General features: G+C 70.1%; 20 protein-coding genes. 13 read left to right on the forward strand and 7 right to left on the reverse strand.

Annotated features, from left to right (window positions below; genetic code table 11):
* Positions 1 to 11: 11 nt before the first annotated feature.
* The 3 genes from ACPEH1_RS09760 to ACPEH1_RS09770 are packed head-to-tail and all read right to left on the reverse strand — an operon-like array spanning position 12 to position 3,280.
* Positions 12 to 1,265 (reverse strand): ectonucleotide pyrophosphatase/phosphodiesterase, encoded by a 1,254-nt coding sequence (locus ACPEH1_RS09760; RefSeq protein WP_423715712.1) that lies wholly within the window; start codon positions 1,263 to 1,265, stop codon positions 12 to 14.
* A gap of 60 nt (positions 1,266 to 1,325) precedes the next feature.
* Positions 1,326 to 1,817 carry a methylated-DNA--[protein]-cysteine S-methyltransferase gene (locus ACPEH1_RS09765; protein WP_313241683.1) on the reverse strand — a complete coding sequence of 164 codons (492 nt, stop codon included), beginning with the start codon at positions 1,815 to 1,817 and terminating at the stop codon, positions 1,326 to 1,328.
* Positions 1,814 to 3,280 carry an AlkA N-terminal domain-containing protein gene (locus ACPEH1_RS09770; RefSeq protein ID WP_136004314.1) on the reverse strand — a complete coding sequence of 489 codons (1,467 nt, stop codon included), beginning with the start codon at positions 3,278 to 3,280 and terminating at the stop codon, positions 1,814 to 1,816. Before ACPEH1_RS09770 ends, ACPEH1_RS09765 begins: the two co-directional genes overlap by 4 nt.
* A gap of 168 nt (positions 3,281 to 3,448) precedes the next feature.
* Here ACPEH1_RS09770 and ACPEH1_RS09775 point away from each other — a divergent pair, with 168 nt between their 5' ends.
* The 4 genes from ACPEH1_RS09775 to ubiM all read left to right on the forward strand — a co-directional run bounded on the left by ACPEH1_RS09775 (position 3,449) and on the right by ubiM (position 6,916).
* Positions 3,449 to 4,609 carry a hypothetical protein gene (locus ACPEH1_RS09775; protein ID WP_136004423.1) on the forward strand — a complete coding sequence of 387 codons (1,161 nt, stop codon included), beginning with the start codon at positions 3,449 to 3,451 and terminating at the stop codon, positions 4,607 to 4,609.
* 61 nt (positions 4,610 to 4,670) lie between these two features.
* Entirely contained in the window at positions 4,671 to 5,201 is a 531-nt protein-coding gene (locus ACPEH1_RS09780; protein WP_153164441.1) for a DUF4019 domain-containing protein, read from the forward strand.
* Between the two features lie 30 nt (positions 5,202 to 5,231).
* Positions 5,232 to 5,621, forward strand: a complete 390-nt coding sequence (locus tag ACPEH1_RS09785) for an MAPEG family protein (protein WP_136004310.1) — start codon at positions 5,232 to 5,234, stop codon at positions 5,619 to 5,621.
* A gap of 101 nt (positions 5,622 to 5,722) precedes the next feature.
* Positions 5,723 to 6,916, forward strand: coding sequence for a 5-demethoxyubiquinol-8 5-hydroxylase UbiM (ubiM, locus tag ACPEH1_RS09790; protein ID WP_153164440.1), 1,194 nt, complete (start codon positions 5,723 to 5,725; stop codon positions 6,914 to 6,916).
* 30 nt (positions 6,917 to 6,946) lie between these two features.
* Here the strand turns inward: ubiM and ACPEH1_RS09795 are convergent, their stop codons facing one another.
* Entirely contained in the window at positions 6,947 to 7,177 is a 231-nt protein-coding gene (locus tag ACPEH1_RS09795; protein ID WP_136004306.1) for an RNA-binding S4 domain-containing protein, read from the reverse strand.
* Positions 7,178 to 7,445: 268 nt separating this feature from the next.
* On the opposite strand from ACPEH1_RS09795, the gene ACPEH1_RS09800 reads away from it, so the two are divergent.
* The 7 genes from ACPEH1_RS09800 (at position 7,446) to ACPEH1_RS09830 (ending at position 18,016) form a co-directional block, all read left to right on the forward strand.
* Positions 7,446 to 9,395, forward strand: a complete 1,950-nt coding sequence (locus tag ACPEH1_RS09800; protein WP_153164439.1) for a DEAD/DEAH box helicase — start codon at positions 7,446 to 7,448, stop codon at positions 9,393 to 9,395.
* 252 nt (positions 9,396 to 9,647) lie between these two features.
* The gene (locus tag ACPEH1_RS09805) at positions 9,648 to 11,990 is read left to right on the forward strand and encodes a putative bifunctional diguanylate cyclase/phosphodiesterase (protein ID WP_423715713.1); all 2,343 of its coding nucleotides are present in this window, start codon (positions 9,648 to 9,650) and stop codon (positions 11,988 to 11,990) included.
* Positions 11,991 to 12,119: 129 nt separating this feature from the next.
* Positions 12,120 to 13,796, forward strand: a complete 1,677-nt coding sequence (locus ACPEH1_RS09810) for a sensor domain-containing diguanylate cyclase (RefSeq protein WP_423715714.1) — start codon at positions 12,120 to 12,122, stop codon at positions 13,794 to 13,796.
* 54 nt (positions 13,797 to 13,850) lie between these two features.
* Entirely contained in the window at positions 13,851 to 14,573 is a 723-nt protein-coding gene (locus tag ACPEH1_RS09815) for a pseudouridine synthase (protein ID WP_017354731.1), read from the forward strand.
* Between the two features lie 66 nt (positions 14,574 to 14,639).
* Positions 14,640 to 15,710 (forward strand): GGDEF domain-containing protein, encoded by a 1,071-nt coding sequence (locus tag ACPEH1_RS09820; RefSeq protein WP_287256512.1) that lies wholly within the window; start codon positions 14,640 to 14,642, stop codon positions 15,708 to 15,710.
* 8 nt (positions 15,711 to 15,718) lie between these two features.
* The gene (locus tag ACPEH1_RS09825) at positions 15,719 to 16,780 is read left to right on the forward strand and encodes a DUF1176 domain-containing protein (RefSeq protein ID WP_165699759.1); all 1,062 of its coding nucleotides are present in this window, start codon (positions 15,719 to 15,721) and stop codon (positions 16,778 to 16,780) included.
* Positions 16,781 to 16,855: 75 nt separating this feature from the next.
* Positions 16,856 to 18,016, forward strand: a complete 1,161-nt coding sequence (locus ACPEH1_RS09830) for an AAA family ATPase (protein WP_423715715.1) — start codon at positions 16,856 to 16,858, stop codon at positions 18,014 to 18,016.
* 12 nt (positions 18,017 to 18,028) lie between these two features.
* Here the strand turns inward: ACPEH1_RS09830 and ACPEH1_RS09835 are convergent, their stop codons facing one another.
* Positions 18,029 to 18,976, reverse strand: a complete 948-nt coding sequence (locus ACPEH1_RS09835) for a DMT family transporter (RefSeq protein ID WP_423715721.1) — start codon at positions 18,974 to 18,976, stop codon at positions 18,029 to 18,031.
* A gap of 94 nt (positions 18,977 to 19,070) precedes the next feature.
* Here ACPEH1_RS09835 and ACPEH1_RS09840 point away from each other — a divergent pair, with 94 nt between their 5' ends.
* Positions 19,071 to 19,730: a Pr6Pr family membrane protein gene (locus ACPEH1_RS09840; RefSeq protein ID WP_229296445.1), complete on the forward strand. Its 660-nt coding sequence runs from the start codon at positions 19,071 to 19,073 to the stop codon at positions 19,728 to 19,730.
* Here the strand turns inward: ACPEH1_RS09840 and ACPEH1_RS09845 are convergent.
* Positions 19,703 to 20,521, reverse strand: a complete 819-nt coding sequence (locus ACPEH1_RS09845) for a DUF72 domain-containing protein (protein ID WP_423715716.1) — start codon at positions 20,519 to 20,521, stop codon at positions 19,703 to 19,705. The genes ACPEH1_RS09840 and ACPEH1_RS09845 overlap by 28 nt on opposite strands.
* The gene (locus ACPEH1_RS09850) at positions 20,518 to 20,958 is read right to left on the reverse strand and encodes a VOC family protein (RefSeq protein ID WP_423715717.1); all 441 of its coding nucleotides are present in this window, start codon (positions 20,956 to 20,958) and stop codon (positions 20,518 to 20,520) included. Before ACPEH1_RS09850 ends, ACPEH1_RS09845 begins: the two co-directional genes overlap by 4 nt.
* 131 nt (positions 20,959 to 21,089) lie before the next feature.
* Here ACPEH1_RS09850 and ACPEH1_RS09855 point away from each other — a divergent pair, with 131 nt between their 5' ends.
* A complete protein-coding gene (locus ACPEH1_RS09855) occupies positions 21,090 to 22,667 on the forward strand; it encodes a serine hydrolase (RefSeq protein WP_423715718.1) in 1,578 nt (525 codons plus the stop codon).
* Positions 22,668 to 22,735: the final 68 nt, after the last annotated feature.

Genomic DNA, 22,735 nt, shown 5'->3' on the forward strand with positions numbered 1-22,735 from the left:
GCCGGCGCGCCTCAGCGCAGGGCCGGCAGCAGGCGTTGCGGGTCGCCATCGTTGGGCGCGGCCGGCACGTCGAGCAGGCGCGCCAGCAACGGATAGACGTCCACGTTGTCGAACGGCGCAATCACCGCGCCCTGTCTGAACGACGGCCCGCGCGCGACGAACACCGCCCGCATCGAGGGCAGTGCATTGTCGTAGCCGTGCGAGCCGCGGTCTCCCGGGGGGCGTTTGGCGATCCGATCGCGGGTCAGCGCGTCCCAGCCTTCGTGCATCTGGCACAGGATCGGCGGGATGCGCGGATGGGTGCCATAGGCCCACCGCGCCGGCAGCGCCTCGCGCCGCCAGCAGTCGTAGTGCGCGTGCGCGCCCAGCAGGATCTTCTCGGCCTGGCGCTGCTTGCCGGGCAACGGCGCGAAGCCGACCGACTGCCCGACGGTCACGTCCCGCGCGATGGCCGGATCGACCATGTCCTCGGTGGCGATGACCTGGCCTGCCGGCACGCTGGCCATGCCGTGGTCGGAGACCACGACGATGTTGGTGTCGTCGGCGAGGCCGCGCGCCTGCAGGCCGTCCAGCAGCCGCCCGATGGCGGTGTCGACCTCGACGATGGCGGCGGCGTACTCGGGCGACTCCGGGCCGTGGTCATGGCCGGCGTGGTCGACCTGTTCCATGTACAGCGTGACCAGACGGGGCGCCTGCGGATCGCTCTGGCCGAGCCAGCCGAGGACCTGATCAACGCGATCGGGCAGCGTCACCTGGCTGTCGAACACGCGCCACTGGCTCGGCCGCACGCCTTGGATGGCCGCTTCGCTGCCGGGCCAGGACAGGGTGGCGGTGCGCACGCCGGCTTTTTCCGCGCCCACCCAGATCGGCTCGCCGCCCCACCAGCGCGCGTCGGTGACGGCCTCGCGGCGATTCAGCCGGAAGCTGCCCAGTCCGGCTTCCTCCATGCTGTTGTGGATGATGCCGTGGTGGTCCGGACGCAGGCCGGTGACCAGCGTGTAGTGGTTGGGAAAGGTCAGTGCGGGATACGACGGCGTCATCCAGCGCGCACGCACGCCGCTGTCGGCGATCCGCGACAGGTTGGGGCTGATGCCGCGGTCGAGCATGTCCGCACGCAGGCCATCAATGGAGACCAGCAGCAGTTTCGGCAGTGAAGCATTGGGGGTGGCAGCGGCGACAGGCGGCGGCGGTGCGGACGGTGCGGTGGCGCAGGCGGCCAGCGACAGGGCGGCGGCAAGCGCCAGTGGGAAACGTACGGAGATCATCACGCCATGATAATCGGCAGCGGTGACGCGACGAAGACAACCAATGGCAGGGGGCGCGGCTCAGGCGAACAGCGAATCGCGCCGTGCCTCCAACTGCAGCAGGGCGGCCTTGGTGTCCAGTCCGCCACCAAATCCGGTCAGTGCACCGTTGCTGCCGATCACCCGATGGCAGGGCAGCACGATCGGCAGCGGGTTGCGGCCGTTGGCGGCCCCGACCGCCCGGCTGGCGGTGGGATGGTCGATGTGGCGGGCAAGGTCGACGTAGCTCCAGGTCCGGCCAAACGGGATATCGGCCAGCGCCCGCCACACGCGCAGCTGGAACGGCGTGCCATGCGGCGCGAGCGGCAGCGCGAAGGCGGTGCGTTCGCCGCGCAGATACTGCAGCAGCTGCAGACGTGCATCGCGCACGGCATGTGCGTCGCGCTGCCAGTGCTCGCGGCCCTTGGCGTCGTACCGGTTGTTCTCGAAGAGGATGTGGTGGATGCCACGGCTGTCGCCGGCCACGGTGAGGGCGCCGATGGGGCTGTCGAAGGTGTCGTAGCGCAGTGTCATGGGCGTACTCCGGGAGCGGGGGGAGACAGGTGCCACAGGTGCAGCACCGCATAGGCGCGCCACGGGCGCCAGGCATGCGAACGGGCCTCGGTGGCGCGCTCGGCAAGGCGGGTTTCGCCGCCGAGGACCTGCTGCAGCACGAGGTCGCCGGCGGGAAATGCGTCGGGCAGAGCCAGGGCGCGCAGCGCGATGTAGTGTGCGGTCCACGGGCCGATGCCGGGCAGCGCGACGCAGCGCGCCACGAAGCTGTCCAGGCGCTGGCCGGCGGCGAAGTCCAAGCGGCCGTCGGCGACTGCGGCGGCCACCGCGCGGACCGTTGCCGCGCGGGTTTTCGGCAGGCCCACGGTGTCCAGCGGGGCCTCGGCCAGCGCCTGCGGGGTGGGGAACTGACGGTCCAGGCCCTCGGGCATGCCCGGCAGCGTGATGCCGAAGCGGTCGACCACGCGTCGCGCAAGCGTGGCCGCCGCGGCCACGCTGACCTGCTGGCCGAGCACGGCGCGCACGGCCACCTCGAAGCCGTCCCAGCCGCCGGGCACGCGCAGGCCGGGGCGCTCGGCGATGCCCCTGGCAAGCAGTGGCTCCCGGGCCAGCGTGGCGTGCACGATGCGCAGGTCCGCATCCAGATCGAAGATCCGCCGGACCCGTCGCACGATGCCGGGGATGGCGCGTGGATCGACCTGGCCCAGTTGCAGCAGCAGCTCCGGGCGCTTCGGATCGGCACTGACGCGGATCACGCTGGGGCGCGCGGCCGGGCCGATCACGCGCTGGTAGCTGTGGTCGTCGATCTGCTCGATACCGGGAATGGCGCGGCGGCGCAGGAAGCCGAGCATCGCGGCGAAATCCAGTGGCGGCCGGTAGCCCAGGCGCAGGGTCAGGGGGGCGTCGCCGAGCGCACCGCGCTGGCGGCGGATGGCCGTCGGAGGCATCCCGCAGCCGTCCACGAACGCGGCGTTGAAGCGGCGCAGGCTGTTGTAGCCGGACGCCATCGCCACGTCGGTGACCGGCAGCGCGGTTTCGGTCAACAGCTGCTTGGCCAGCAGCAGGCGACGGGTGGCGTGGATCTGCGCCGGCGCCGCGCCGAGGCGGGCCACGAACAGGCGCTGCAGCTGGCGGGCGCTCAGCCCCACGTGGGCAGCGAGCGCGCCGACCGGGGCATCCTGCAGGTAGCCATCGTGGATCAGCGCCAACGCGCGCTGCAGGGTTTCGTTGCTGAGGACGTCCTGGGCCTCCGGCGCCAGTTCCGGGCGGCAGCGCAGGCAGGGCCGGAAACCGGCGGCGGCGGCCGCAGCGGCGGTCGGGTAATAGTCCACGTTGCGCGGCTTCGGCGGTGGTGCCGGGCAGACCGGGCGGCAATAGATGCCGGTGCTGCGCACGGCGGTGAAAAACACCCCGTCGAAGCGGGCGTCGCGTGCCAGGCGGGCGCTTTCGCAGGCGGCGTAGTCCAGGGGCAGGGCGGTGTCCATGCCGGTCAGTCTATGCCCCCGGGATGGACCCGGCTCGCCGTTTTCGGACGGCAATGCGGTCGCGGCCCCGGACGGTTCAGTGCAGGTTGTCGCGGCGCTGCCGTGGCGCACTAGACTGTCTGCCTGCGCGCCGCAGGTGCGCCCCTTGTCGTGGAGTCCAGGTTGTCCATGTTGCCCAAGTCGTGGTGGTTGCCGTTGTTGTGCCTGGGATTGGCCGGTTGCAGCCAGCTGGAGAATCCGGGCAATGTCACTGCGGCCGACAAGGCGGTGCGTGCGCAGGCGGCCGATGGCGACCACATGGTGTCCATCAACGCCGCCGACGCCCCGCCACCGCCGCCGCCACCGCCGCGGCGTGGGCAGCAGGCGTGGCCGGACGCGGCGCTGGACAACGGCAAGGCGTTCGTGAGCTGCGATACCGATTACGCCGCCGAAGGGGGCGACGGGCAGCCGCTGGAGGCGCTCGACCGCGCCAGCGTAGAGGCGGCGCTGGCACCGTGCGCCGAGCGTGGCCTGCTGCGCGTGCGCTACGTCGGCAAGATCAATCCCGGGTTTGCCGAGCTGGTCGGCCGGGTGGCGATCGTGGCCGATGCACAGCACATTTCGCGGCGCATCCTGGATCTGGATTCCAGTGGCGGCCAGGTGGAGGCGGCCATCGTGGCCGGCGACAGCATCGGCGAATCCAACTGGACCATCTGGGTGCGCGAAGGATCGGTCTGCCACAGTGCGTGCGTGTTCGTGCTGGCGGCCGGTGACAACCGGCTCGTCTCGGGCAAGGTCGGCATCCACCGCATGATGCGGATCAGCTCCAAGGCGACCTCGCGCGCCGAGCTCAACCGCGAGCTGCACGAAGTCTATGACAACGTGAAGGACTACCTGCAGCGCAATGGCGTGGCGGTGGGCGTGGCCGACCTGATGATGACCGTGCCCAACCGCAGCCTGCGCCTGCTCGATGCCGGCGAGTTGCGGCAGTTCGGCCTGGACGGCACCAATGCGGTGCAGGACGACCTGGAGCGGATCAAGCAGATGCGCAAGTGCGGCGATGATTTCGTGCGCCGCAAGGATGCGTTCCTGATCGCCTTTGATCAGGAATGCAAGCGCGAGGGCGCCGAGATGGAGGCGATCAACACCTGCGGGCAGATGCTCAAACAGCGATTCGGTTTCCCCGACGCGACCTGCCCGGACGAAAGCCCATTGTCGGAAATCGACGTGACCAGCCTGCTGCCACCGTCCACGCCCACCGCGGCGTCGGCAGACGCGGTGCCGGCCGCACCGGCGCAGACCGCGAGCGAAGGACACCGGCCGCCGCCCGAGGCGGCGCAGCGCAACTGACGGACTACTCACGTCCTTGACGTATGCTGGCCGGCAGTTTCCTTCTGCCGACGGTGCCCTGATGCGTGTTCCGCTGCTGCTGTTGTCGATCCTGTTCCCCGTCGCCGCGATGGCGCAGACGCCTGCCCCGGCCACGCCCGCCCCGGCGCCGGCCCGCCCGGCACCGGATGCCGCCGCCGCGCCGCGCCCGGTGCTGACGCCCGCGCAGCAGGCCCAGGTGCGCGAGCAGGATGCGGAGATGAGCGCGGCGGCGTTGAAGGTGGCGCAGCTGGTCGATGCCAACCGGGCGGCCGAGGCGTGGCGTGGTGCGTCCGCCGTGGCGAAGAAGACCGTCACCGAACCGGCCTTCGTGGCCCAGCTGGCGGCCGACCGCAAGCGGCTCGGCACGCTCGCATCGCGCGGCCAGCCCACCGTGACCCGGGTCAAGTACGCGGCTGGCGCGACCGTGCCGGAAGGGCTGTACATCAACGTCAGCTTCCCGACCCGCTTTGCCAACAGCGCCCAGCCGGTACGCGAACTGGTGTCCTTCCGACTGGATGAAGACCGCGTCTGGCGGCTCGCCGGTTACAGCGTGCGTGCCGCCACCCCCTGACGTTCTGCCTGACACCTTCCGGAGTACGCCATGACGATCGAGATCCAGATGCTGGTGTGGTCGATGCTGCTGGGCATCGTGCACCTGTTCGCAGCGTCCACGGCAGTGACCCGCGAGCGCGGGCTGGCGTGGAATGCATCCGCGCGCGACGGGCAGAGCGCCCCGGTACGCCCGTTGACGGGCCGGCTGCAGCGCGCCCAGTCCAATTTCATGGAGACCTTTCCGTTCTTCGCGGCGGCCGTGCTGGCGGTAACGCTCACCCAGCGCCAGGACGGGCTGACCGCACTGGCCGCGCAGCTGTACTTCTGGGCGCGGGTGGTCTACCTGCCGCTGTATGCGGCCGGCGTGCCGTACGTGCGCAGCCTGGTGTGGCTGGCCTCGCTGGTGGGCATCCTGCTGCTGATGTGGTCGCTGCTGTAACGCGGGGGTGAACCGTTCCGCACGCGGCTGATCCAGATCAAGGCCGGCGCACTGCCGGCGGCGCTAAGCTCCACGTGGACTGGCAACCGCAGGATCGGATCATGGTGGAGCAACACGCGCGCCCGGTGGATGTCGTGGTGGTGGGGGCAGGGCCGGTCGGGCTGTGCCTGGCCCGCTCGCTGGCCGGGACCGGCCTGACGGTGACGCTGATCGAGCAGCAGCCGCGTGCGGCACTTGCCGAGGCGGCGTTCGATGGCCGCGAGATCGCGCTGACCCATGCGTCCCGCGCGATCCTGGAGCGGCTGGGTCTATGGGCGCGGCTGGACCCGGCCGAGATTTCACCGCTGCGCGATGCGCAGGTGCTCAACGGCGGTTCGCCGTTCGCGCTGACCTTCGCGGCGGCACGCGACGGGCACGGGCGCGACCTGGGCTGGCTGGTGCCCAATCATCTGATCCGGCGCGCCGCATGGCAGGCGGTGCAGGACCAGCCCGGGGTCGAGGTGCTCGACCAGACCAGCGTGGCCGCCATCGACACCGGCCCCCGGCACACCTCTGTCACCCTGGCCGATGGGCGCCGCCTGCAGGCGCGGCTGGTGGTCGCCGCCGACAGCCGCTTCTCCAGTACCCGCCGCCTGCTCGGGATCGGTGCGCGCATGCGTGATTTCGGCAAGTCGATGCTGGTGTGCCGGATGCGTATCGAACAACCGCACCATCACACGGCCTGGGAATGGTTCGGCTATGGCCGCACGATGGCGTTGCTGCCGCTGAACGGCGACCTGGCCTCGGCGGTGATCACCCTGCCACCGCGGCAGATCGCGGCGCTGATGGCGCAGGACGACGACGCCCTCGGGCGTACCGTCAGTGGCTTCTTCGAGCACCGGCTCGGCCGCATGCAGCCGTGCGCGCGGCCGATCGCCTATCCGCTGGTGGGGGTCTACGCACAATCCTTCGTGGGCCCGCGCTGCGCGCTGATCGGCGATGCGGCGGTGGGCATGCACCCGGTCACCGCGCACGGCTTCAACCTCGGCCTGCTCAGCCAGGACCGGCTGGCTGCGGTGATCGCCCCCGCCGCCCAGCGGGGCGGCGACATCGCCGCGCCGGCGGGCCTGGCCGGTTATGAGCGGGGCCATCGGCTGGCGTCGCGGCCGCTGTACGAGGCCACCAATGCCATCGCCACGCTGTACACCGACGACCGCCTGCCGGCCCGCGCGCTGCGCAGTGCCGGCCTGCGCCTGGCCCAGGGCGTGGCCCCCTTCCGGCAGCTGATCGCCGCCCAGCTGACGCGCGCCTCCTGAGCGGGGCGGCAGCCGCGGGGCGGCGGTGGCTCAGGGGGCGTCGCTGTCGGCGATGATGTGGATGGTGGTGTCGCCGAACCGGACCTGTTGGCCTGCGCGGATCTTGCAGGCCTTGCGCAGTTCAACTTCCCCATCGACGAGGACCTGGCCGTCGCCGATGACGGTTTTGGCCTCCCCGCCGCTGGTGACCAGGTCGGCCAGCTTGAGCAGCTGCTTGAGCTCGACGTAGTCGCGGTCCAGTTCGAATTCGAGGGTCTGCATGAAGCGGGTATCCTGGAAAGGGGCGCGGACGGTGGCCCGGGCCGGGGGAGGGCGCGTATTGTGCGCCAGCGCGGGGCCTGAGCGGGATTCAGGCGGAAATCTGTACGCGTGGTTCAGGAACGATGCGGTATCATCGGGCCCTGAGCGAGTGAATTCTCCTCCGACCGAGCAGCGCCAGGGCACGCGATAAGAAAGGGCGCCCAAAGCGCGGACCATCCCCTTTTTTTATCGCATTGCCCGAAAAATGGCAGTGCCTTCGGAGTTTCCCATGTCCCAAGAATCCCCCGCGCCGCTGCTGTTCGCAGACCTCGGCCTGTCCGATGCTGTGATGAAGGCCGTGGCCACCGTCGGCTATGAAACGCCGTCGCCGATCCAGGCCGCCACCATTCCGGCCATGCTGGAAGGTCGCGACGTGCTGGGTCAGGCCCAGACCGGTACCGGCAAGACCGCCGCCTTCGCGCTGCCGGTCCTGTCCAACCTCGACTTCAACCAGGCCAAGCCGCAGGTGCTGGTGCTGGCGCCGACCCGCGAACTGGCCATCCAGGTTGCCGAGGCCTTCCAGACCTATTCCTCGGCGATGCCGGGCTTCCGCGTGCTGCCGGTCTACGGCGGCCAGCCCTACGGCCAGCAGCTGTCGGCCCTGCGCCGTGGCGTGCACGTGGTGGTGGGTACCCCGGGCCGCGTGATCGATCACCTCGATCGCGGCACTCTGGACCTGTCCGAGCTGAAGACGCTGGTCCTGGACGAAGCCGATGAAATGCTGCGCATGGGCTTCATCGACGACGTCGAAGCCGTGCTCAAGAAGCTGCCGGAGACCCGCCAGGTCGCCCTGTTCTCGGCCACCATGCCGCCGCAGATCCGTCGCATCGCGCAGACCTACCTGAAGAACCCCGCCGAAGTCACCATCGCGGCCAAGACCACGACCTCGGCCAACATCCGCCAGCGCTACTGGTGGGTGAGCGGCATGCACAAGCTGGATGCGCTGACCCGCATCCTGGAAGTGGAACCGTTCGACGCGATGATCATCTTCTCGCGCACCAAGGCGGCCACCGAAGAACTTGCCGAGAAGCTGCAGGCCCGCGGCCTGGCGGCTGCCGCCATCAACGGTGACATGCAGCAGGCCCAGCGTGAGCGCACCATCGGCCAGCTCAAGGAAGGCAAGCTGGACATTCTGGTCGCCACCGACGTGGCCGCGCGCGGCCTGGACGTGGAACGCATCAGCCACGTGCTGAACTACGACATTCCGTACGACACCGAAAGCTACGTGCACCGCATCGGCCGTACCGGCCGTGCCGGCCGCACCGGCGACGCGATCCTGTTCGCCACCCCGCGCGAGAAGGGCATGCTGCGGGCGATCGAGCGCGCCACGCGCCAGCCGATCGAGGAAATGCAGCTGCCGAGCGTGGACGCGGTCAACGATACCCGCGTGGCCAAGTTCATGAGCCGCATCAGCGAGGCGCTGGAAGGCGGCGGCGTCGACTTCTACCGCGAGCTGCTGCAGCGCTACGAGGCCGAGAACAACGTGCCGGCGATCGAGATCGCCGCTGCGCTGGCCAAGCTGCTGCAGGGCGATTCGCCGTTCCTGCTGACCCCGCCGGTGCGGGGTGCGCGTGAAGAACGGGCGCCTCGCGAACGCAACGACCGCAATGATCGTGGCGATCGCCCGGCGCGCTTCGAGCCGCGTTTCGAGCGTGGTCCGCGCCGTGAAGACGACCGCGGTCCGCGTCCGCCGCGTGCCGAAGGCGACTTCGGCGGCAACGAGGGTGGCTTCGAGCGCGCCCCGCGCCGTGAGATCGCCCCGCGCGGTGCGCCGGAGCAGGGCATGGAGACCTTCCGCATCGAAGTGGGCCATGTGCACGGCGTCAAGCCGGGCAACATCGTCGGCGCGATCGCCAACGAAGCCGGCCTGGAAAGCCGCTTCATCGGCCGCATCGACATCCACGACGACTTCTCGGTGCTGGACCTGCCCGCCGAGATGCCGAGCGACCTGCTCACCCACCTGAAGAAGGTGTGGGTGTCCGGCCAGCAGCTTCAGATGCGCAAGGTGGAGCCGGGTGAAGACCTGACCCCGTCGCCGCGTCCCCCGTTCAAGCCGAAGTTCGGCCGCGGCGGCAAGCCGGGTGGCCCGGGCGGCCACCGTGGTCCGGGTGGTCCGGGCGGCAACGACCGTCCGCCGCGCCGGGACGGCTTCAAGCCGCGCGGCCCGCGCAGCTTCTGATCGCCCCGGGCGGTCCCTGCAACGCCAGCCTCCGGGCTGGCGTTGTCGTTTCCGGGGAGTCACGCCGGGTTTCGCGCCGTCTCAACATGCTTGGTCCTAGCCTCGGCAATGGGCCGCGCAACGGAATCGGTCCCCACACAACGAAAGCGTCCAGGGGAATCGACGATGCTTGGAAGTGGCAGGGGCGGGGGCGTCAGGGAAGTACCGTATCCAACGCGGGGCCTCATCCTGCGTTTCGCGTTGCTGACCGGCATGGCGATCGGTCTGGTCGGCATTTCGGCCCTGATCCAGGAGCTGCAGGCCGCTTCGACGGCGTGGATCGTCGGCCAGAGCCACTGGTCGCGGGCGCAGCAGCACGCCACCCTGGCACTGTCGCGTTACCTGGCCACCGCCGATCCGGACGATCTGGCCGACGCGCGCGCGGCGCTGGCGGTGCCTCTGGGCGACCTGCAGGCGCGGCACGCGCTGGAAGCGCCGGACGCCGACCTGGCGCGGGCGCGCCGGGGCTTCCTGGCCGGCGACAATGCGCCCGGTGACGTCAATCGGCTGATTGTCTCGTTCCGCTATCTCGGGCGCCTGGGCTACTTCCGCGATGCGGTCCGCCTGTGGCGCACGACCGATGCCGACCTGTTGCACCTGCAGGCGCTGGCCGACCAGGCGCAGGCGCTGCACGGCAGTGGGGGCATGACGCCGGCGCTGCACGACGCCCTGCAGGCGCGGCTGCAGGGGCTCGATGTCAGTCTGCGTACCAAGGCCCAGGCTTTCTCGGCGTCGCTGCTGCGTACGTCGGGCATCGTTCGCATGACGACCCTGGTGGTGGGCGGGCTGTCGGTGCTGATGATCACCGTGGTCGCGGTGATGCTGGCGCGCCGGGTGCGCAACGATCTGATCGAGCAGGAAAGCCGCTTCCGCGCCGCGTTCTACCAGGCCACCGTCGGCATGCTCAAGCTGGACATGGGCGGGCGCGTGGTCGAAGCCAACCAGGCAATGGCCGACATCCTCGAGTACCGCCGCGATGCCCTGCTGCACCTGTCGCTGCAGGAGCTGCTGGTGGAGGGCGAACTGGTGGTTGACGGCACCGGCGCGATTGACTGGATGCGCCAGCTGCGGCCGGCCGAACTGCGCTTCCGGCGCGCCGATGGTGGCCTGCTGTGGGGGCGCTGGAGCGGCACGGTGGTGCATACCCGCGGGCGGGAGCCGGCCGCCTTCGCGATTGTCGAAGACGTGTCGCAGAACCATGCGCTGGCGCGCGAGGTGGAGCACCACGCCAGCCACGACCCGTTGACCGGTCTGGTGAACCGGCGCGAGATCGAGCGCCTGATCGAACTGGCGCTGCTTGACGTCCGCGATCGCGGCGGCATGCACGCGCTGTGCTACCTGGACCTGGATTACTTCAAGCTGGTCAACGATGGCCTCGGCCATGCCGCCGGCGACCAGCTGCTGCGCACGTTCGCCGACCAACTGGTGGGCGCGGTCCGCGAAGGCGACTGGGTCGGGCGGCTGGGCGGCGACGAGTTCGCGGTGTTTCTGGCCAATGCCAGCCAGGAAGAAGCCAAGCGCGTGCTGCAGCGGGTGATCCGCACCCTGGGACAGGTCAGTTTCCAGCACGGCGAGGGGGCGCCGAAGGTGAGCTGCAGCATCGGCGTGGTCGAGATCACCGCCGAAGCGCAGGACGTCAACTGGCTCATGAGCGCGGCCGACAGCGCCTGCTACGCGGCCAAAGAAGCCGGGCGCAACCGCGTGCACTGCTTCAATGAAAGCCGCATGGCGCTGGACGAGCGCCGGCTGGAAGCCGAGCGGTTGTCGAGTGTGGCCAGCGCGATTGCCGAGAACCGCATGCTGCTGTACGCCCAGCGCATCGAGCGGGTTGGCGATCCGGGCTTCCTGCATTACGAGGTGCTGGTGCGCATGCGCAGCCCCGAAGGCGCCCTGCAGGGCCCGGGCGAATTCATGAGTGCGGTCGAGCGCTACGGCATGGCGATGGCGCTGGACCGGCACGTGCTGGGGCTGCTGTTCCGCCACCTGCAGGTCTGCCCGGCACATGTGAAGCTGCTCGGCCTGTGCAACGTCAACGTGTCCGCGCAATCCATCGCCGAGCCGAGTTTTCTGGCGTTCGTGACCGATCTGCTGGAGCGCAATCGCGGCCTGGCCACCAAGCTGTGCTTCGAGATCACCGAGACCGCCGCGGTCAGCAACCTGGCGCAGGCGCGGAGCTTCATCGACGCGGTCAAGGCGCGCGGCTGCCGGATGGCGCTGGACGATTTCGGTTCCGGGCTGTCCTCGTTCGGCTACCTGCGGCAGTTGCCGGCGGACATGCTCAAGATCGACGGCATGTTCGTGCGTGACATGGAGTCCGACCCGATCAACCGCGCGGCCGTGCGCGCCATCACCGAAGTGGGGCGCGAGCTGCACATGACGGTGGTGGCCGAATGGGTGGAATCGGCCGATGTGGCCCGTCAACTGGCCGACCTGGGCGTGCAGGGCCTGCAGGGCTACGCGATCGAACGGCCGATTCCACTGGAGCGGATGACCCAGCAGGGGCTGTGGGCAATCCACCCGGGGGCGGCGTCCGACGGCGCGCACGGCCCGGCGTGACGCCCGCTGCGGCGGTGCCCGGGTGTGCGGACCGGGTCATCACCGCCGTGGCGGCGGTTCTTGCGATAATCCGCGCCAGGGGCGATGCACGGTGTGTGCGTTGGCGTGAAGCACGGGCAGGACGTTGTTGTGACAGGCAGGCACGGCTGGTGCGGGGAACAGGCGGTAGCGGCGTTGCTGCTGGTGGTGCTGATGCTGTGCGCCTGGCCCACCCGGGCCGATGCGCCGCGGGCCGGCGTGGACTATCTGCTGCTGGGCCAGGCCACGTCCGAGCCGACCCCGCAGCGGGCGTGTGCACCGGGGGTGCTGGCGCGCCACCAGGACGTGCTGTCGATTGCCGCACCCGCGCAGGGCTGGTCCGGTGAGCCGCAGGCGGTGGACGTCTTCGGTGTGCTGTCGGGCGAGGTGCGCATCAGCCACGGCCAACGCCAGGTCTGCGGCAGCATGCATGACGCCCGCACCCGCGATTCGCGCTTCCGTGCCGGCGTCGGCATGGTGGTGGTGCCCAAGGCCGGCGACCGCGAGCCGATCGTGGTGTCCTGGGCCCGGCCGCTGAAGGCGCGCTGGGTGCCGACCCTGCAGCTGGGTGCGCCCAGCCCGGTGCAGCAGAACGACACCGCGCGCCTGCTGGTGCGTGCGGCGTGCATTGCCGTGGCGATCGCCCTGGCACTGTCGGCGCTGATGGGGTTTGCCACCACGCGCGATCGCCTGTTCCTCCTTTACGTCGTGGTCTGCCTGGTGTTCGTGCTGTGGCAGGCCGTGCTCGGCGGGCTGAGCGGCTACCCCGAGCCGTGGCTGCCGGTGCATGACCGCGCCTCCTGGTGGCTGGTGGGGTTGACCGCCTTCTCCGAAGCGCTGCTGCTGCCGATTCTGTGGCGCCTCAATGGCGGCGACCGGCGCTGGCCGCGGTCGCGCGCCTGGCAGCACGCGGTGCTGTGGGGACTGGTCGCAGTGGGCTGCAGCGTGCCCTGGCTGGGCATGCCCGCGCTGGGAACGCTGGCAGCCGCGCTGGAGACGCTGTACCTGCTTGGCTGCGTGCTGTGCCTGGGCGTGGGCGTCTGGGCACTGTGGCGCGGCGATGCGCAGGCGCTGGCCGGCCTGGGCGCGCTGCTGCCGTGGTGGATCCTGATCGTGGCCGAAGCGGTCGGTGCGCGCTGGCTCATCGCCTACCGGATCGAAGCGCTGCAGGTGGCCACGACCTGGTTCCTGATGATGGCGGCCTTCGCGCTCAACCTGCGCCTGGGCCGGCTGCGGCAGCAGCGCGACGAGATGCGCCAGCTGGCCGACACCGACATGCTGACCGGCCTGCCCAACCGCCGGGCCGGGCTGCGCCTGCTGTCACAGTACCTGGAGCAGGCGCGCGTGCAGCCCCAGGCGCTGGCGATCGGCTTCCTGGACATCGACCTGTTCAAAGACATCAACGACCAGCACGGGCATGAAGTGGGCGACCAGGTGCTGGTGGCCGTGGCGCGTGCGCTGGGGACCTCGGTGCGCAACCACGCCGACGTGATCCGGATGGGGGGCGAGGAGTTCCTGGTCCTGCTGCCGGGTGCCGGCCGTGCCGCCGCCGCGGCGCGGCTCGAAGACCTTCGGCTGAAGGTGGCCGCGGTCACCCCGGGGCTCGGCATCCCCGGCCTGAACGTGTCGGCCAGCATCGGTCTGGCGGTGCTGCGTGCCGACAGCGACGACCTGGCCGGCCTGCTGCGCCGTGCCGACCACGCCATGTACTGCGCAAAGCGCGCCGGGCGCAACCAGGTGTTCGACGCCGAGGCGCTGGCCGGACAACCCGATCCGCAGGCGGCGTGAGCCCGATTGCAGGCAAACCCGCAGCCGGGACCGGCTTTGCCGGATAATGGGCGGATGACCATCCGACTCAACAAGTACATCGCCGACACCGGCTTCTGTTCCCGGCGCGAAGCCGACCGCCTGCTCGGCGAGCGCCGCGTCACCGTCAACGGCATCCCCGCCGGCACCGGCGCGGTGGTCGGGGAGGGCGACCAGGTGCTGGTCGACGGCCAGCCGCTTCGCACCCGCGAGGCGAAGAAGCCCGGCGGCCGTCGCCACGTCTATATCGTCCTGAACAAGCCGGTGGGCATCACCTGCACCACCGAAAGCGCGGTCAAGGGCAACATCGTGGACTTCGTCGGCCACGAACAGCGCATCTTCCCGATCGGCCGCCTGGACAAGGATTCCGAAGGCCTGATCCTGATGACCAGCAACGGCGACATCGTCAACCAGATCCTGCGCGCCGAGAACAACCACCAGAAGGAGTATCTGGTGGCGGTCAACAAACCGGTCACCGACGAGTTCCTGCGTGGCATGGCGCGCGGCGTGCGCATCCACGACCAGACCACGCTGCCGTGCCGTGCCAGCCGCATCGCCAAGTTCGGCTTCCGCATCGTGCTGCAGCAGGGCCTGAACCGGCAGATCCGCCTGATGGCCGCCGCGTTCGGCTACCGCGTCACCCAGCTGCGCCGTGTGCGCATCGACAACGTCAAGATCGGCGCGCTCAAGCCGGGCCAGTGGCGCAACCTCACCGACGCCGAACTGCGCGGGCTGTTGCCCAAGCAGTTGGATTGGTGAGGGTCCGCTGACGCCGGCACCGGCGTTGATTGGCTAGACTGCGACCGACTCGCCGGGAGCCGACACATGATCAAACCGTCCAGACCGGACAATGAAGAACAGCGCCTGCAGGCGCTGTTGCGCTATCAAGTGCTGGACACCCCGGCCGAACGCTCCTTCGATGACCTGGTCACCATCGCCACCGCGCTCTGCGGCACGCGCATGGGCGCGGTCACGCTGGTGGACCGCGACCGCCAGTGGTTCAAGGCGCGGCGGGCGCTGGATGTGCCGCAGACCACCCGCGAGATCTCCTTCTGCGGCCACGCCATCCTGCAGCCGGACCAGGTGATGGTGGTGGAGGACGCCCGCGAAGACCCGCGCTTCTTCGACAACCCGATAGTGGTCGACGACCCGCACATCCGCTTCTATGCCGGAGCACCGCTGCTCAGCTTCGAAGGCCTGCCGTTGGGCACGCTGTGCGTGTTCGATGCCGCGCCCGGGCAGTTGTCGCCCGAACGTCTACAGGCACTGTCGGCGTTGTCGCGGCAGGTATCGCTGGTGATGGAACTGCGCCGCTATGCACACGAAATCCAGCAGCACATGAGCGAACGGGCGTGGTATGAGCAACGTCTGTCCGAGTACAACGCGCTGCTGGAACGGCAGAACGCCGACCTTGCCGAGCAGAGCCGCACCGATGCGTTGACCGGCCTGCCCAACCGGCGCGCGATGGGCGCGTTCCTCGATGCGGCGCTGCACGATGCCAACGGAGCGCCGCGCGCGGTGTCGGTGGCGCTGCTGGATATCGATCACTTCAAGAACGTCAACGACCTGTACGGCCATGCCAGCGGCGACCACGTACTGTCCGAACTGGGGCGCCTGCTGCGCGCCACCTTCGCCGGCGGTGGCATGGCCGCGCGCCACGGCGGTGAGGAGTTCGTGGTGGTGATGCCCGATACGCCATTGAGCGTGGCCGAAATGCAGTGCGAGTTCCTGCGCGTGGCGGCGGCCGATCTGCCGCTGGGCATACCGCTGACAGTCAGCATCGGCGTGGCCGCCCATCGAGAGGGCGACACGGCGGAACAGACGCTGGCGCGTGCCGATGCCGCGCTGTACCGTGCCAAGCGCGAAGGCCGCAATCGCGTCGTGCCTGCCGAATAAGGATGTTCATGAACGTTGTTTCCGTGGTTTCGCTGCTGGCCGTTGCCCTGGCCACGGCGCTGCCCGCGCATGCCGCCACGCCGGTGTACCGCCAGTTCCAGGACTGGGTGGTGGCCTGCGACAACGTCGCGCGCTGCGTTGTCTCCGGCGCTGCCGAAGCGTTGGATGGGCGCATCACCGTGCAGCGGGATGCCGGCCCGCAGGGCGCCATTGACGTGACCGTGGTGCTGCCCACGCGCGGTGGCAATGCGCCGCTGCGGCTCGACGGCAAGGCCGTGGCGCTGACCGCACCGGGCTGGGCGCGCACGCAGGACGGCGCGGAGTGGGTGGTGCGCCGGACGCGCGGCCTTGCCGACGCACAGGCGTTCGTCGATGCAGTGCGCAATGGGCAGTCGCTGCGCTTCGGTGCCGGCGAGCGCGACGCGATACCGCTGGGCGGGCTGAGCGCCGCGCTGCTGCTGGTCGATGAGACCCAGGGTCGCCTCGGCGGCACCACCGCGCTGCTGCGACGAGGTGCCGCGGCGGCCAGCACGGTGCCGGCCGCGGCGCCGTTGCCGCGGGTGGCGCTGGCGCCGCCGCCCCGGGCCGTCCTCGACGCGGCCACCCAGGCCCGCCTGATCGCCCAGGTGCGGCGCGGCCAGGCGGCCCTGATACAGCGTGAAGACTGCAGCCAGCACGGCGGTGACGACGCCTTCGATGAAGCGGCCGCGTTGGACGATACCCGCGCGCTGGTGCTGATCGAGTGCCTGCGTGGCGCCTACCAGAGCTCCAGCCTGGTGTTCCAGGTGCCGGTAGCCGATCCGTCGCGCGCCACCCGTGTGACGCCGACCCTGCCGTTCACGCTGCCGGGTGTGCGCGCGCGACTGGACATGGTCACATCGGCGGCGTTCGAGGACGGCGTGCTTACCCATTCCGGCCGTGGTCGCGGCATGGGCGATTGCGGCAGCGGCGCGCGTTGGGGCTGGACCGGTACCACCTTTGCACTGCTCGCCTACGAGCACATGGGGGCCTGCCGCGGCGACGATGCGGCCGAATGGCCGGCGCTGTGGCGCACCGCCAACGCCCCCTGACGGCATCGGCCCGGTCGCAGGCGTTGCGACCGCGCCCTTCCACACTGCGCGCTCTCCCTCCTGTCAGGACGCGCCATGCTGCAGACCCTCGCCATCTCGCACTATCGCTCGCTGCATGCGCTGGTGGTGCCGATGCAGCGCCTGACGCTGGTGACCGGCGACAACGGCAGCGGCAAGTCCAGCCTGTACCGTGCGCTGCGCCTGCTGGCCGAAACCGCGCAGGGCGGGGTGGCGGCCGCGCTGGCCCGGGAAGGGGGGCTTGGCTCGGCGCTGTGGGCCGGTCCGGAAGAGATCGACCGGCGCATGCGTACCGGGGAGGTGCCGGTGCAGGGCACCGCGCGCCGCCATCCGGTGTCGCTGAAGCTGGGTTTTTCGGCCGAGGCGTTCGGGTATGCGATCGATCTCGGTCTGCCGGTCCCGGGCCTGTCGATGTTCGACCGGGAACCCCGGATCAAGACCGAGTGCATCTGGGCTGGCCCGTTCCTGCGCAGCGCCAACGCCCTGATCGAACGGCGTGGCGCGCGGGTGCGTCGCCGCGCCGGGCGTGGCTGGGACCTGCTGGAGGAACCGCTGTCGGCGTTCGACAGTCTGTTCACCCAACTGGCCGATCCGCAGCGCATGCCCGAGGTGATGCAGTTGCGCGACTACATCCGGTGCTGGCGCTTCCATGACCATTTCCGCACCGACATGGCTGCGCCGGCGCGGCTGCCGTGCCTGGCGATCCGTACCCCGGTGCTGGCCAATGATGGCCATGATCTCGCTGCCGCCTGGCAGACCATCGTGGAGGTCGGCGATGTCGCCGGGCTGACCGGCGCGGTGGACGATGCCTTCCCGGGCGCACAGGTGCGGATCGACGCGTACGACGGACGCCTGTCGCTGACGTTCCAGCAACCCGGCCTGCTGCGCCCGTTGGCCGCCACTGAACTGTCCGACGGCACGCTGCGCTACCTGCTGCTGATCGCCGCGCTGTACACACCGCGCCCGCCACCGCTGCTGGTGCTCAACGAACCGGAAACCAGCCTGCACCCGGATCTGCTCCCCGCGCTGGCACGCCTGATCATCGCCGCCAGCGTGCGCAGCCAGGTCTGGGTGGTATCGCACGCGAGCCGTCTGATTGCCGCGTTGCAGGAAGCGCCCGCCTGCCATGCGATCCGGCTGCACAAGGAAATGAGCCAGACGCGCGTGCTGGGCCAGGGGCTGCTGGATGCACCGGCCTGGTGCTGGCCGGCGCGGTAATCGCCGCGGCGGTCAGTCGGCGATGTTGCGGGCTTCGGCCGTGCCCAGGAGCTCCGGATGCTGGACCGGCTTGCGGCGGTTCAGCAGCGGATGCAGGAACACGGCGACGACGATGATCGCCACGCCAGCGTAGAACAGCGGTGTGAGTTCGCGCTGTTCGCTGAGCAGCACCATCGCCAGCAGGATCGCGTAGACCGGCTCCAGATTGGTCACCAGCTGCACGGTATAGGCGCTGAGATGGCGCAGCGCCACCAGCGCCAGCGCGAACGGCAGCAGCGTGCACAGGCCGGCCAGGGCCAGCAGCAGCAGACCGTCGTGCAGGTTGGGGACCACCCACAACGGGCTGGCCAGCGCCGGCAGCAGGAACGGCAGCAGCGGCGCCAGCAGCGTCAGCGTCAGCGTGCCGGCGCCCAGCTCCAGGGCGGTGACCGTCAGCGGATCGGCATGGCTGACCAGACGCTTGTTGAGGGACCCGAACACCGCCACCAGCAAGGCCGACAATGCACCGATCAGCACGCCCAGGCGCATGCCGTGGGGCACGCCGCCGACCACCAGCGCCACGCCGGGCAGTACGGCAATACCGAACGCCAGTTCGCGCAGCTGGAAGGGACGTCTGGCCACCCAGGGCTCGATCACGGCAGTGAACACCGGGGCGAGCGCGATGCAGGTCGCCGCGACCGAGGCATTGGCCAGTTTCACCGCGCCGTAGAAGGTCAACCAATGCAGCGCGACCAGCGCGCCGACGCCGCAGTAGCCGGCAAACAGGGTCGGCGAGAGCTGGCGCAGGCCGCGCCAGACACGCGGGAGCAGCGCGAGCATGGCCACCACCAGCAGCATGCGCCACCACACCAGCGGCAGGGCGGGCAGGGTGATCAGCTTGCCGAGGATGGCGGTGACGCCCCACAACAGCACGCAGAAGTGGATTTGCAGCAGCGCTTTGCGGGTGTCGGTCATCGGCATCCGCATATTGTGCGGGAAGCGCGCGGTCATCGCGATCCTGCTGCAGCACCCCGCCGCCGCATGGCATCCTGCGCCAATGGAGACGCCCCACGCCTTGCTCCCCGTTCCGGCCCCGACCGGGGCCGCGCGCGCCTGGGCCGCGCTCACCGGTCTGGTCGCCGTCGCAGCGCTGGCCCTGCAGTACGGCCTGCTGCTGCAGACCGTTGGTGCCGAGGCCGGGAGTGGCCAGGCCACCCTGCGGCTGCTGGGCTACTTCACCATCCTCAGCAACATCGGGGTGGCGGCGGTGTGCCTGGCGCGGCTGCGTGGCAGCCGGAGCGGCCTGGCCGCGCCTGCCCCCAGCGCCGCGGTGGCGCTGTACATCGGCATCACCGGGCTGGTGTACGCGCTGGTGCTGCGCCCGCTCTGGCAACCGCAGGGCTGGCAGTGGTGGGCCGACATCGGCCTGCATACCGCCGTGCCGGTGCTGTATCTGCTGGGCTGGCTGGCCGGGCCGCATGTCGGCCTGCGCTGGCGCCAGCTGGGCGGCGCCCTGGTGTTCCCGGCGGTGTACCTGGGCTGGGCCCTGCTGGTCGGCCGCTGGAGTGGCCACTATCCCTATCCGTTCCTGGACCTGGGCCTGCTGGGTGGGGCCACGGTCGCGCGCAACGCGGCGGTGGTGGCAGCGGCGTTCATTGCCGTGGGGGCGCTGCTGTGGCGGCTGGATGCCCGCCTGGCACACCGCGCTCAGGGGGCGCCGACCCGCCGCAGCTGATCGCGCAGCGCCATCGCCGCGCCGGGATTGCGCTGTTTGGCCGCGCCGATGAACACCACATACACGTCGCGGGAGACAGCCGGCGGTGCATCGGCAACCACATGCGGCAGGTCGGGGTTGTCCTCGCCGCGCGCCCAGCGCATCGCGCGCAGGCACCACTGTTCCAGCGCACGTTCGGGGTAGCCGGCGCGCAGGTTGCCGCGCGCATGCATCAGCCGTGCATAGATGAAGTCGGCGGTGGGGTCGGCGAAGCTGGGATAGTCGGCCGAGCCGCTGTACACCAGGGCGGTGCCGTGCCCACGTGCGGTTGCGATCAGGGCCGGCGTCCACGCCGCCGGATTGCGCACCTCCAGCGCATGCTGCAGGCGAACGCCGCCGGCCTCGCGCGGAAGGCGCTGCAGGAACGCGTCGAACGCCTCCGCGTCGGCCGGATGGCTGTCGCCGAACTGCCAGACCAGCGGGCCCAGCCGGTCGCCCAACGCGGCGATGCCCTCGACGAAGGCATCCACGCGCGCCCCGACCGTGCCCAGGTCGTGGGTCTGGGTAATGGTGCGCGGTGCCTTGGCCGAAAACCGGAAGCCGGCCGGGGTCTGCTCACGCCACTGGGCGTACACCGCCGGCTTCTGTGCGCGGTAGAAGGTGCTGTTGATTTCGATGCATCCGAGTGCGCGGCTGGCATGCGCCAGTTCATCGCGCTGGGGCAGCCCGGGCGGATAGAACATGCCGCCGCGCCAGGCCGGAAACACCCAGCCGCCGATGCCGGTACGGATACGACCGGGCGGTGCGCTCATGCGCCGCCTGCGCGGGCCTGCCAGGGATCGTAACTGCCGAACCACCACAGATAGCCTTCGGGATCGCGGCAGGCGTAGCCACGACCACCGTAGTCCTGGTCGGCGATCGCGATCACCACCTCGGCCCCGGCGGCAACCGCGCGCGCATGGTGCGCATCGGGGTCGGCCACGATCACGCAGGCGCTCTGGGTCTGGCGGCCGCCGACCTCGTCCGGCTGCACGCTGTGGCGTCCCCATGCGCTGCCGTTGTCCACCGAGCCCAGCATGATCATGCCGTGGCCGTAGACCAGCTGCGCGTGGTGGACGGTGTCGCCATCGGCATACACCGCCTGCGGTTCGAAGCCGAACGCGCGCTGCAGCCAGGCGATCGCCGCCCGGGCGTCGCGGTAGCGCAGGCACGGAATGATGGTGGAGACGGTGTTGGCTGGCGCGGTCATGCAGGCTCTCCGGGGCGGGCCGCCTTCTGGCACAGGCGAGCGTGAAGGGGGCCGCGTTACCATCGTGCGAAACCGGCGACGGGCATCCTGTGGATCTCAACGCCCCCGCGACATGCAACTGGAGACACTGATTGAACACATCCTGGATCGGAGGCGTCGTGCTGCTGGCGTGCGCACCCCTGGCATCGGCGGCCGTGCCGGCCGAACTGCAGCGGCTGGACGCCACGGTCGAGCGCGTCCGCAGTGAATTCGATGTACCCGGCATCGCGGTGGCGGTGGTGAAGGACGGCAAGGTCGTCCTCGAACGTGGTTACGGTGTGCGCGAGCTGGGCAAGCCCGCGCCGGTGCAGGCCGACACGCTGTTCGCGATCGCATCCAACACCAAGGCCTTCACCGCTACCTCGCTGAACCTGCTCGCCGAGCAGGGCAGACTGAAGATGGACGACCGGGTGATCGACCACCTGCCCGGTTTCCGCATGTCCGATCCATACGTGACCGGCGAGATGCGCATCCGCGACCTGCTCTCGCACCGCAGCGGGCTGAGCCTCGGCGCCGGCGACCTGCTGTTCTGGCCGACCACTACCTACACCAACCAGGAGGTGGTGCAGCGCCTGGCCAAGGTGCCGCTGAAGGCCGGATTCCGCGACCGCTACGCGTACGACAACATTCTCTACGCTGTGGCCCAGCAGGTGATCGAGCAGGTGTCCGGGCAGTCCTACGCGGACTTCCTGCAGCAGCACATTTTCACGCCGGTCGGCATGACCGGCACGCGCTACAACGCCGACCACCTGCAGCCGGGCGACAACGCGGCCGTGGGACACGCCAAATACGACTTCACCGCGCTGCGCACAGTTGCGCCGCTGACCTGGTCCAACAACGCCGGTGCCGGCGGCATCTACTCCAGCGTGCACGACATGGCGCGCTGGATGAATGTGCAGTTGGCCCACGGCACCCTGGAGAACGGCACCGCGCTGTTCAGCGCCAAGACCCAGAACGCGATGTGGCAGATGATCACCCCGCAGGTGGTGCCCGAGCCGAGCGTGCCGGAGCTGGCCGCGGCACGCCCGAACTTCGCCGGATACGGCGAAGGCTGGAGCCTGAGCGACTATCGGGGCCAGAAACTGGTGTGGCACACCGGCGGCTGGCCGGGCATGGTCTCGCGCGTGACCCTGGTGCCCGAACAGAACCTGGGCATCGTCGTGCTGACCAACCAGGAAGTCGGTGCGGCCTTCAACGCGATCACGATGGATGTGCTGGACGCCTACCTCGCGGCACCGACGACCGACTGGGTCGGCGCGTACGCGGCCGCGGTGGCCAAGGCGCAGGACAAGGCCGACGAGGGGTGGGCCCGGCACCAGGCCGCGCGCGATGCGAAGTCCCGCCCGTCACTGCCGCTGGCCGGCTACGCCGGTGGCTACCGCGATCCGTGGTACGGCGATGTGTTCGTGGAGCAGAAGGCCGGTACGCTGCGCCTGCGCTTCGGCAGGACCGCGCAGCTGGTTGGCACGATGGAGCCGTGGCAGCACGACACCTTCCTGGTGCGCTGGGACGACCGTTCACTGAATGCCGATGCATTCATCACTTTCAGCCTGGACCCGGACGGCAAGGTCTGCGAGGCGCGCATGCAGGCGGTGTCGTCGCTGACCGATTTCAGTTTCGATTTCCAGGACCTGCTGCTGACGCCGATCGCCAACGACGCGAAGGGCTGAACCGCGCGTCCCGCGTGTGGCGCGGGTGAAAACAAAACGCAGGCCGCGGTGGGATAATCGCGGCCTGC

This window comes from Stenotrophomonas sp. NPDC077421, from assembly GCF_049545505.1.
GTDB lineage: Bacteria > Pseudomonadota > Gammaproteobacteria > Xanthomonadales > Xanthomonadaceae > Stenotrophomonas > Stenotrophomonas nematodicola.

What these genes read in the sequence shown, in the direction of transcription:
- ACPEH1_RS09760 (WP_423715712.1), bottom strand. Translation starts at nt 1,265, where the DNA reads ATGATCTCCGTACGTTTCCCACTGGCGCTTGCCGCCGCCCTGTCGCTG.
- ACPEH1_RS09765 (WP_313241683.1), bottom strand. Translation starts at nt 1,817, where the DNA reads ATGACACTGCGCTACGACACCTTCGACAGCCCCATCGGCGCCCTCACC.
- ACPEH1_RS09770 (WP_136004314.1), bottom strand. Translation starts at nt 3,280, where the DNA reads ATGGACACCGCCCTGCCCCTGGACTACGCCGCCTGCGAAAGCGCCCGC.
- ACPEH1_RS09775 (WP_136004423.1), top strand. Translation starts at nt 3,449, where the DNA reads ATGTTGCCCAAGTCGTGGTGGTTGCCGTTGTTGTGCCTGGGATTGGCC.
- ACPEH1_RS09780 (WP_153164441.1), top strand. Translation starts at nt 4,671, where the DNA reads ATGCGTGTTCCGCTGCTGCTGTTGTCGATCCTGTTCCCCGTCGCCGCG.
- ACPEH1_RS09785 (WP_136004310.1), top strand. Translation starts at nt 5,232, where the DNA reads ATGACGATCGAGATCCAGATGCTGGTGTGGTCGATGCTGCTGGGCATC.
- ubiM (WP_153164440.1), top strand. Translation starts at nt 5,723, where the DNA reads ATGGTGGAGCAACACGCGCGCCCGGTGGATGTCGTGGTGGTGGGGGCA.
- ACPEH1_RS09795 (WP_136004306.1), bottom strand. Translation starts at nt 7,177, where the DNA reads ATGCAGACCCTCGAATTCGAACTGGACCGCGACTACGTCGAGCTCAAG.
- ACPEH1_RS09800 (WP_153164439.1), top strand. Translation starts at nt 7,446, where the DNA reads ATGTCCCAAGAATCCCCCGCGCCGCTGCTGTTCGCAGACCTCGGCCTG.
- ACPEH1_RS09805 (WP_423715713.1), top strand. Translation starts at nt 9,648, where the DNA reads ATGGCGATCGGTCTGGTCGGCATTTCGGCCCTGATCCAGGAGCTGCAG.
- ACPEH1_RS09815 (WP_017354731.1), top strand. Translation starts at nt 13,851, where the DNA reads ATGACCATCCGACTCAACAAGTACATCGCCGACACCGGCTTCTGTTCC.
- ACPEH1_RS09820 (WP_287256512.1), top strand. Translation starts at nt 14,640, where the DNA reads ATGATCAAACCGTCCAGACCGGACAATGAAGAACAGCGCCTGCAGGCG.
- ACPEH1_RS09825 (WP_165699759.1), top strand. Translation starts at nt 15,719, where the DNA reads ATGAACGTTGTTTCCGTGGTTTCGCTGCTGGCCGTTGCCCTGGCCACG.
- ACPEH1_RS09830 (WP_423715715.1), top strand. Translation starts at nt 16,856, where the DNA reads ATGCTGCAGACCCTCGCCATCTCGCACTATCGCTCGCTGCATGCGCTG.
- ACPEH1_RS09835 (WP_423715721.1), bottom strand. Translation starts at nt 18,976, where the DNA reads ATGCCGATGACCGACACCCGCAAAGCGCTGCTGCAAATCCACTTCTGC.
- ACPEH1_RS09845 (WP_423715716.1), bottom strand. Translation starts at nt 20,521, where the DNA reads ATGAGCGCACCGCCCGGTCGTATCCGTACCGGCATCGGCGGCTGGGTG.
- ACPEH1_RS09850 (WP_423715717.1), bottom strand. Translation starts at nt 20,958, where the DNA reads ATGACCGCGCCAGCCAACACCGTCTCCACCATCATTCCGTGCCTGCGC.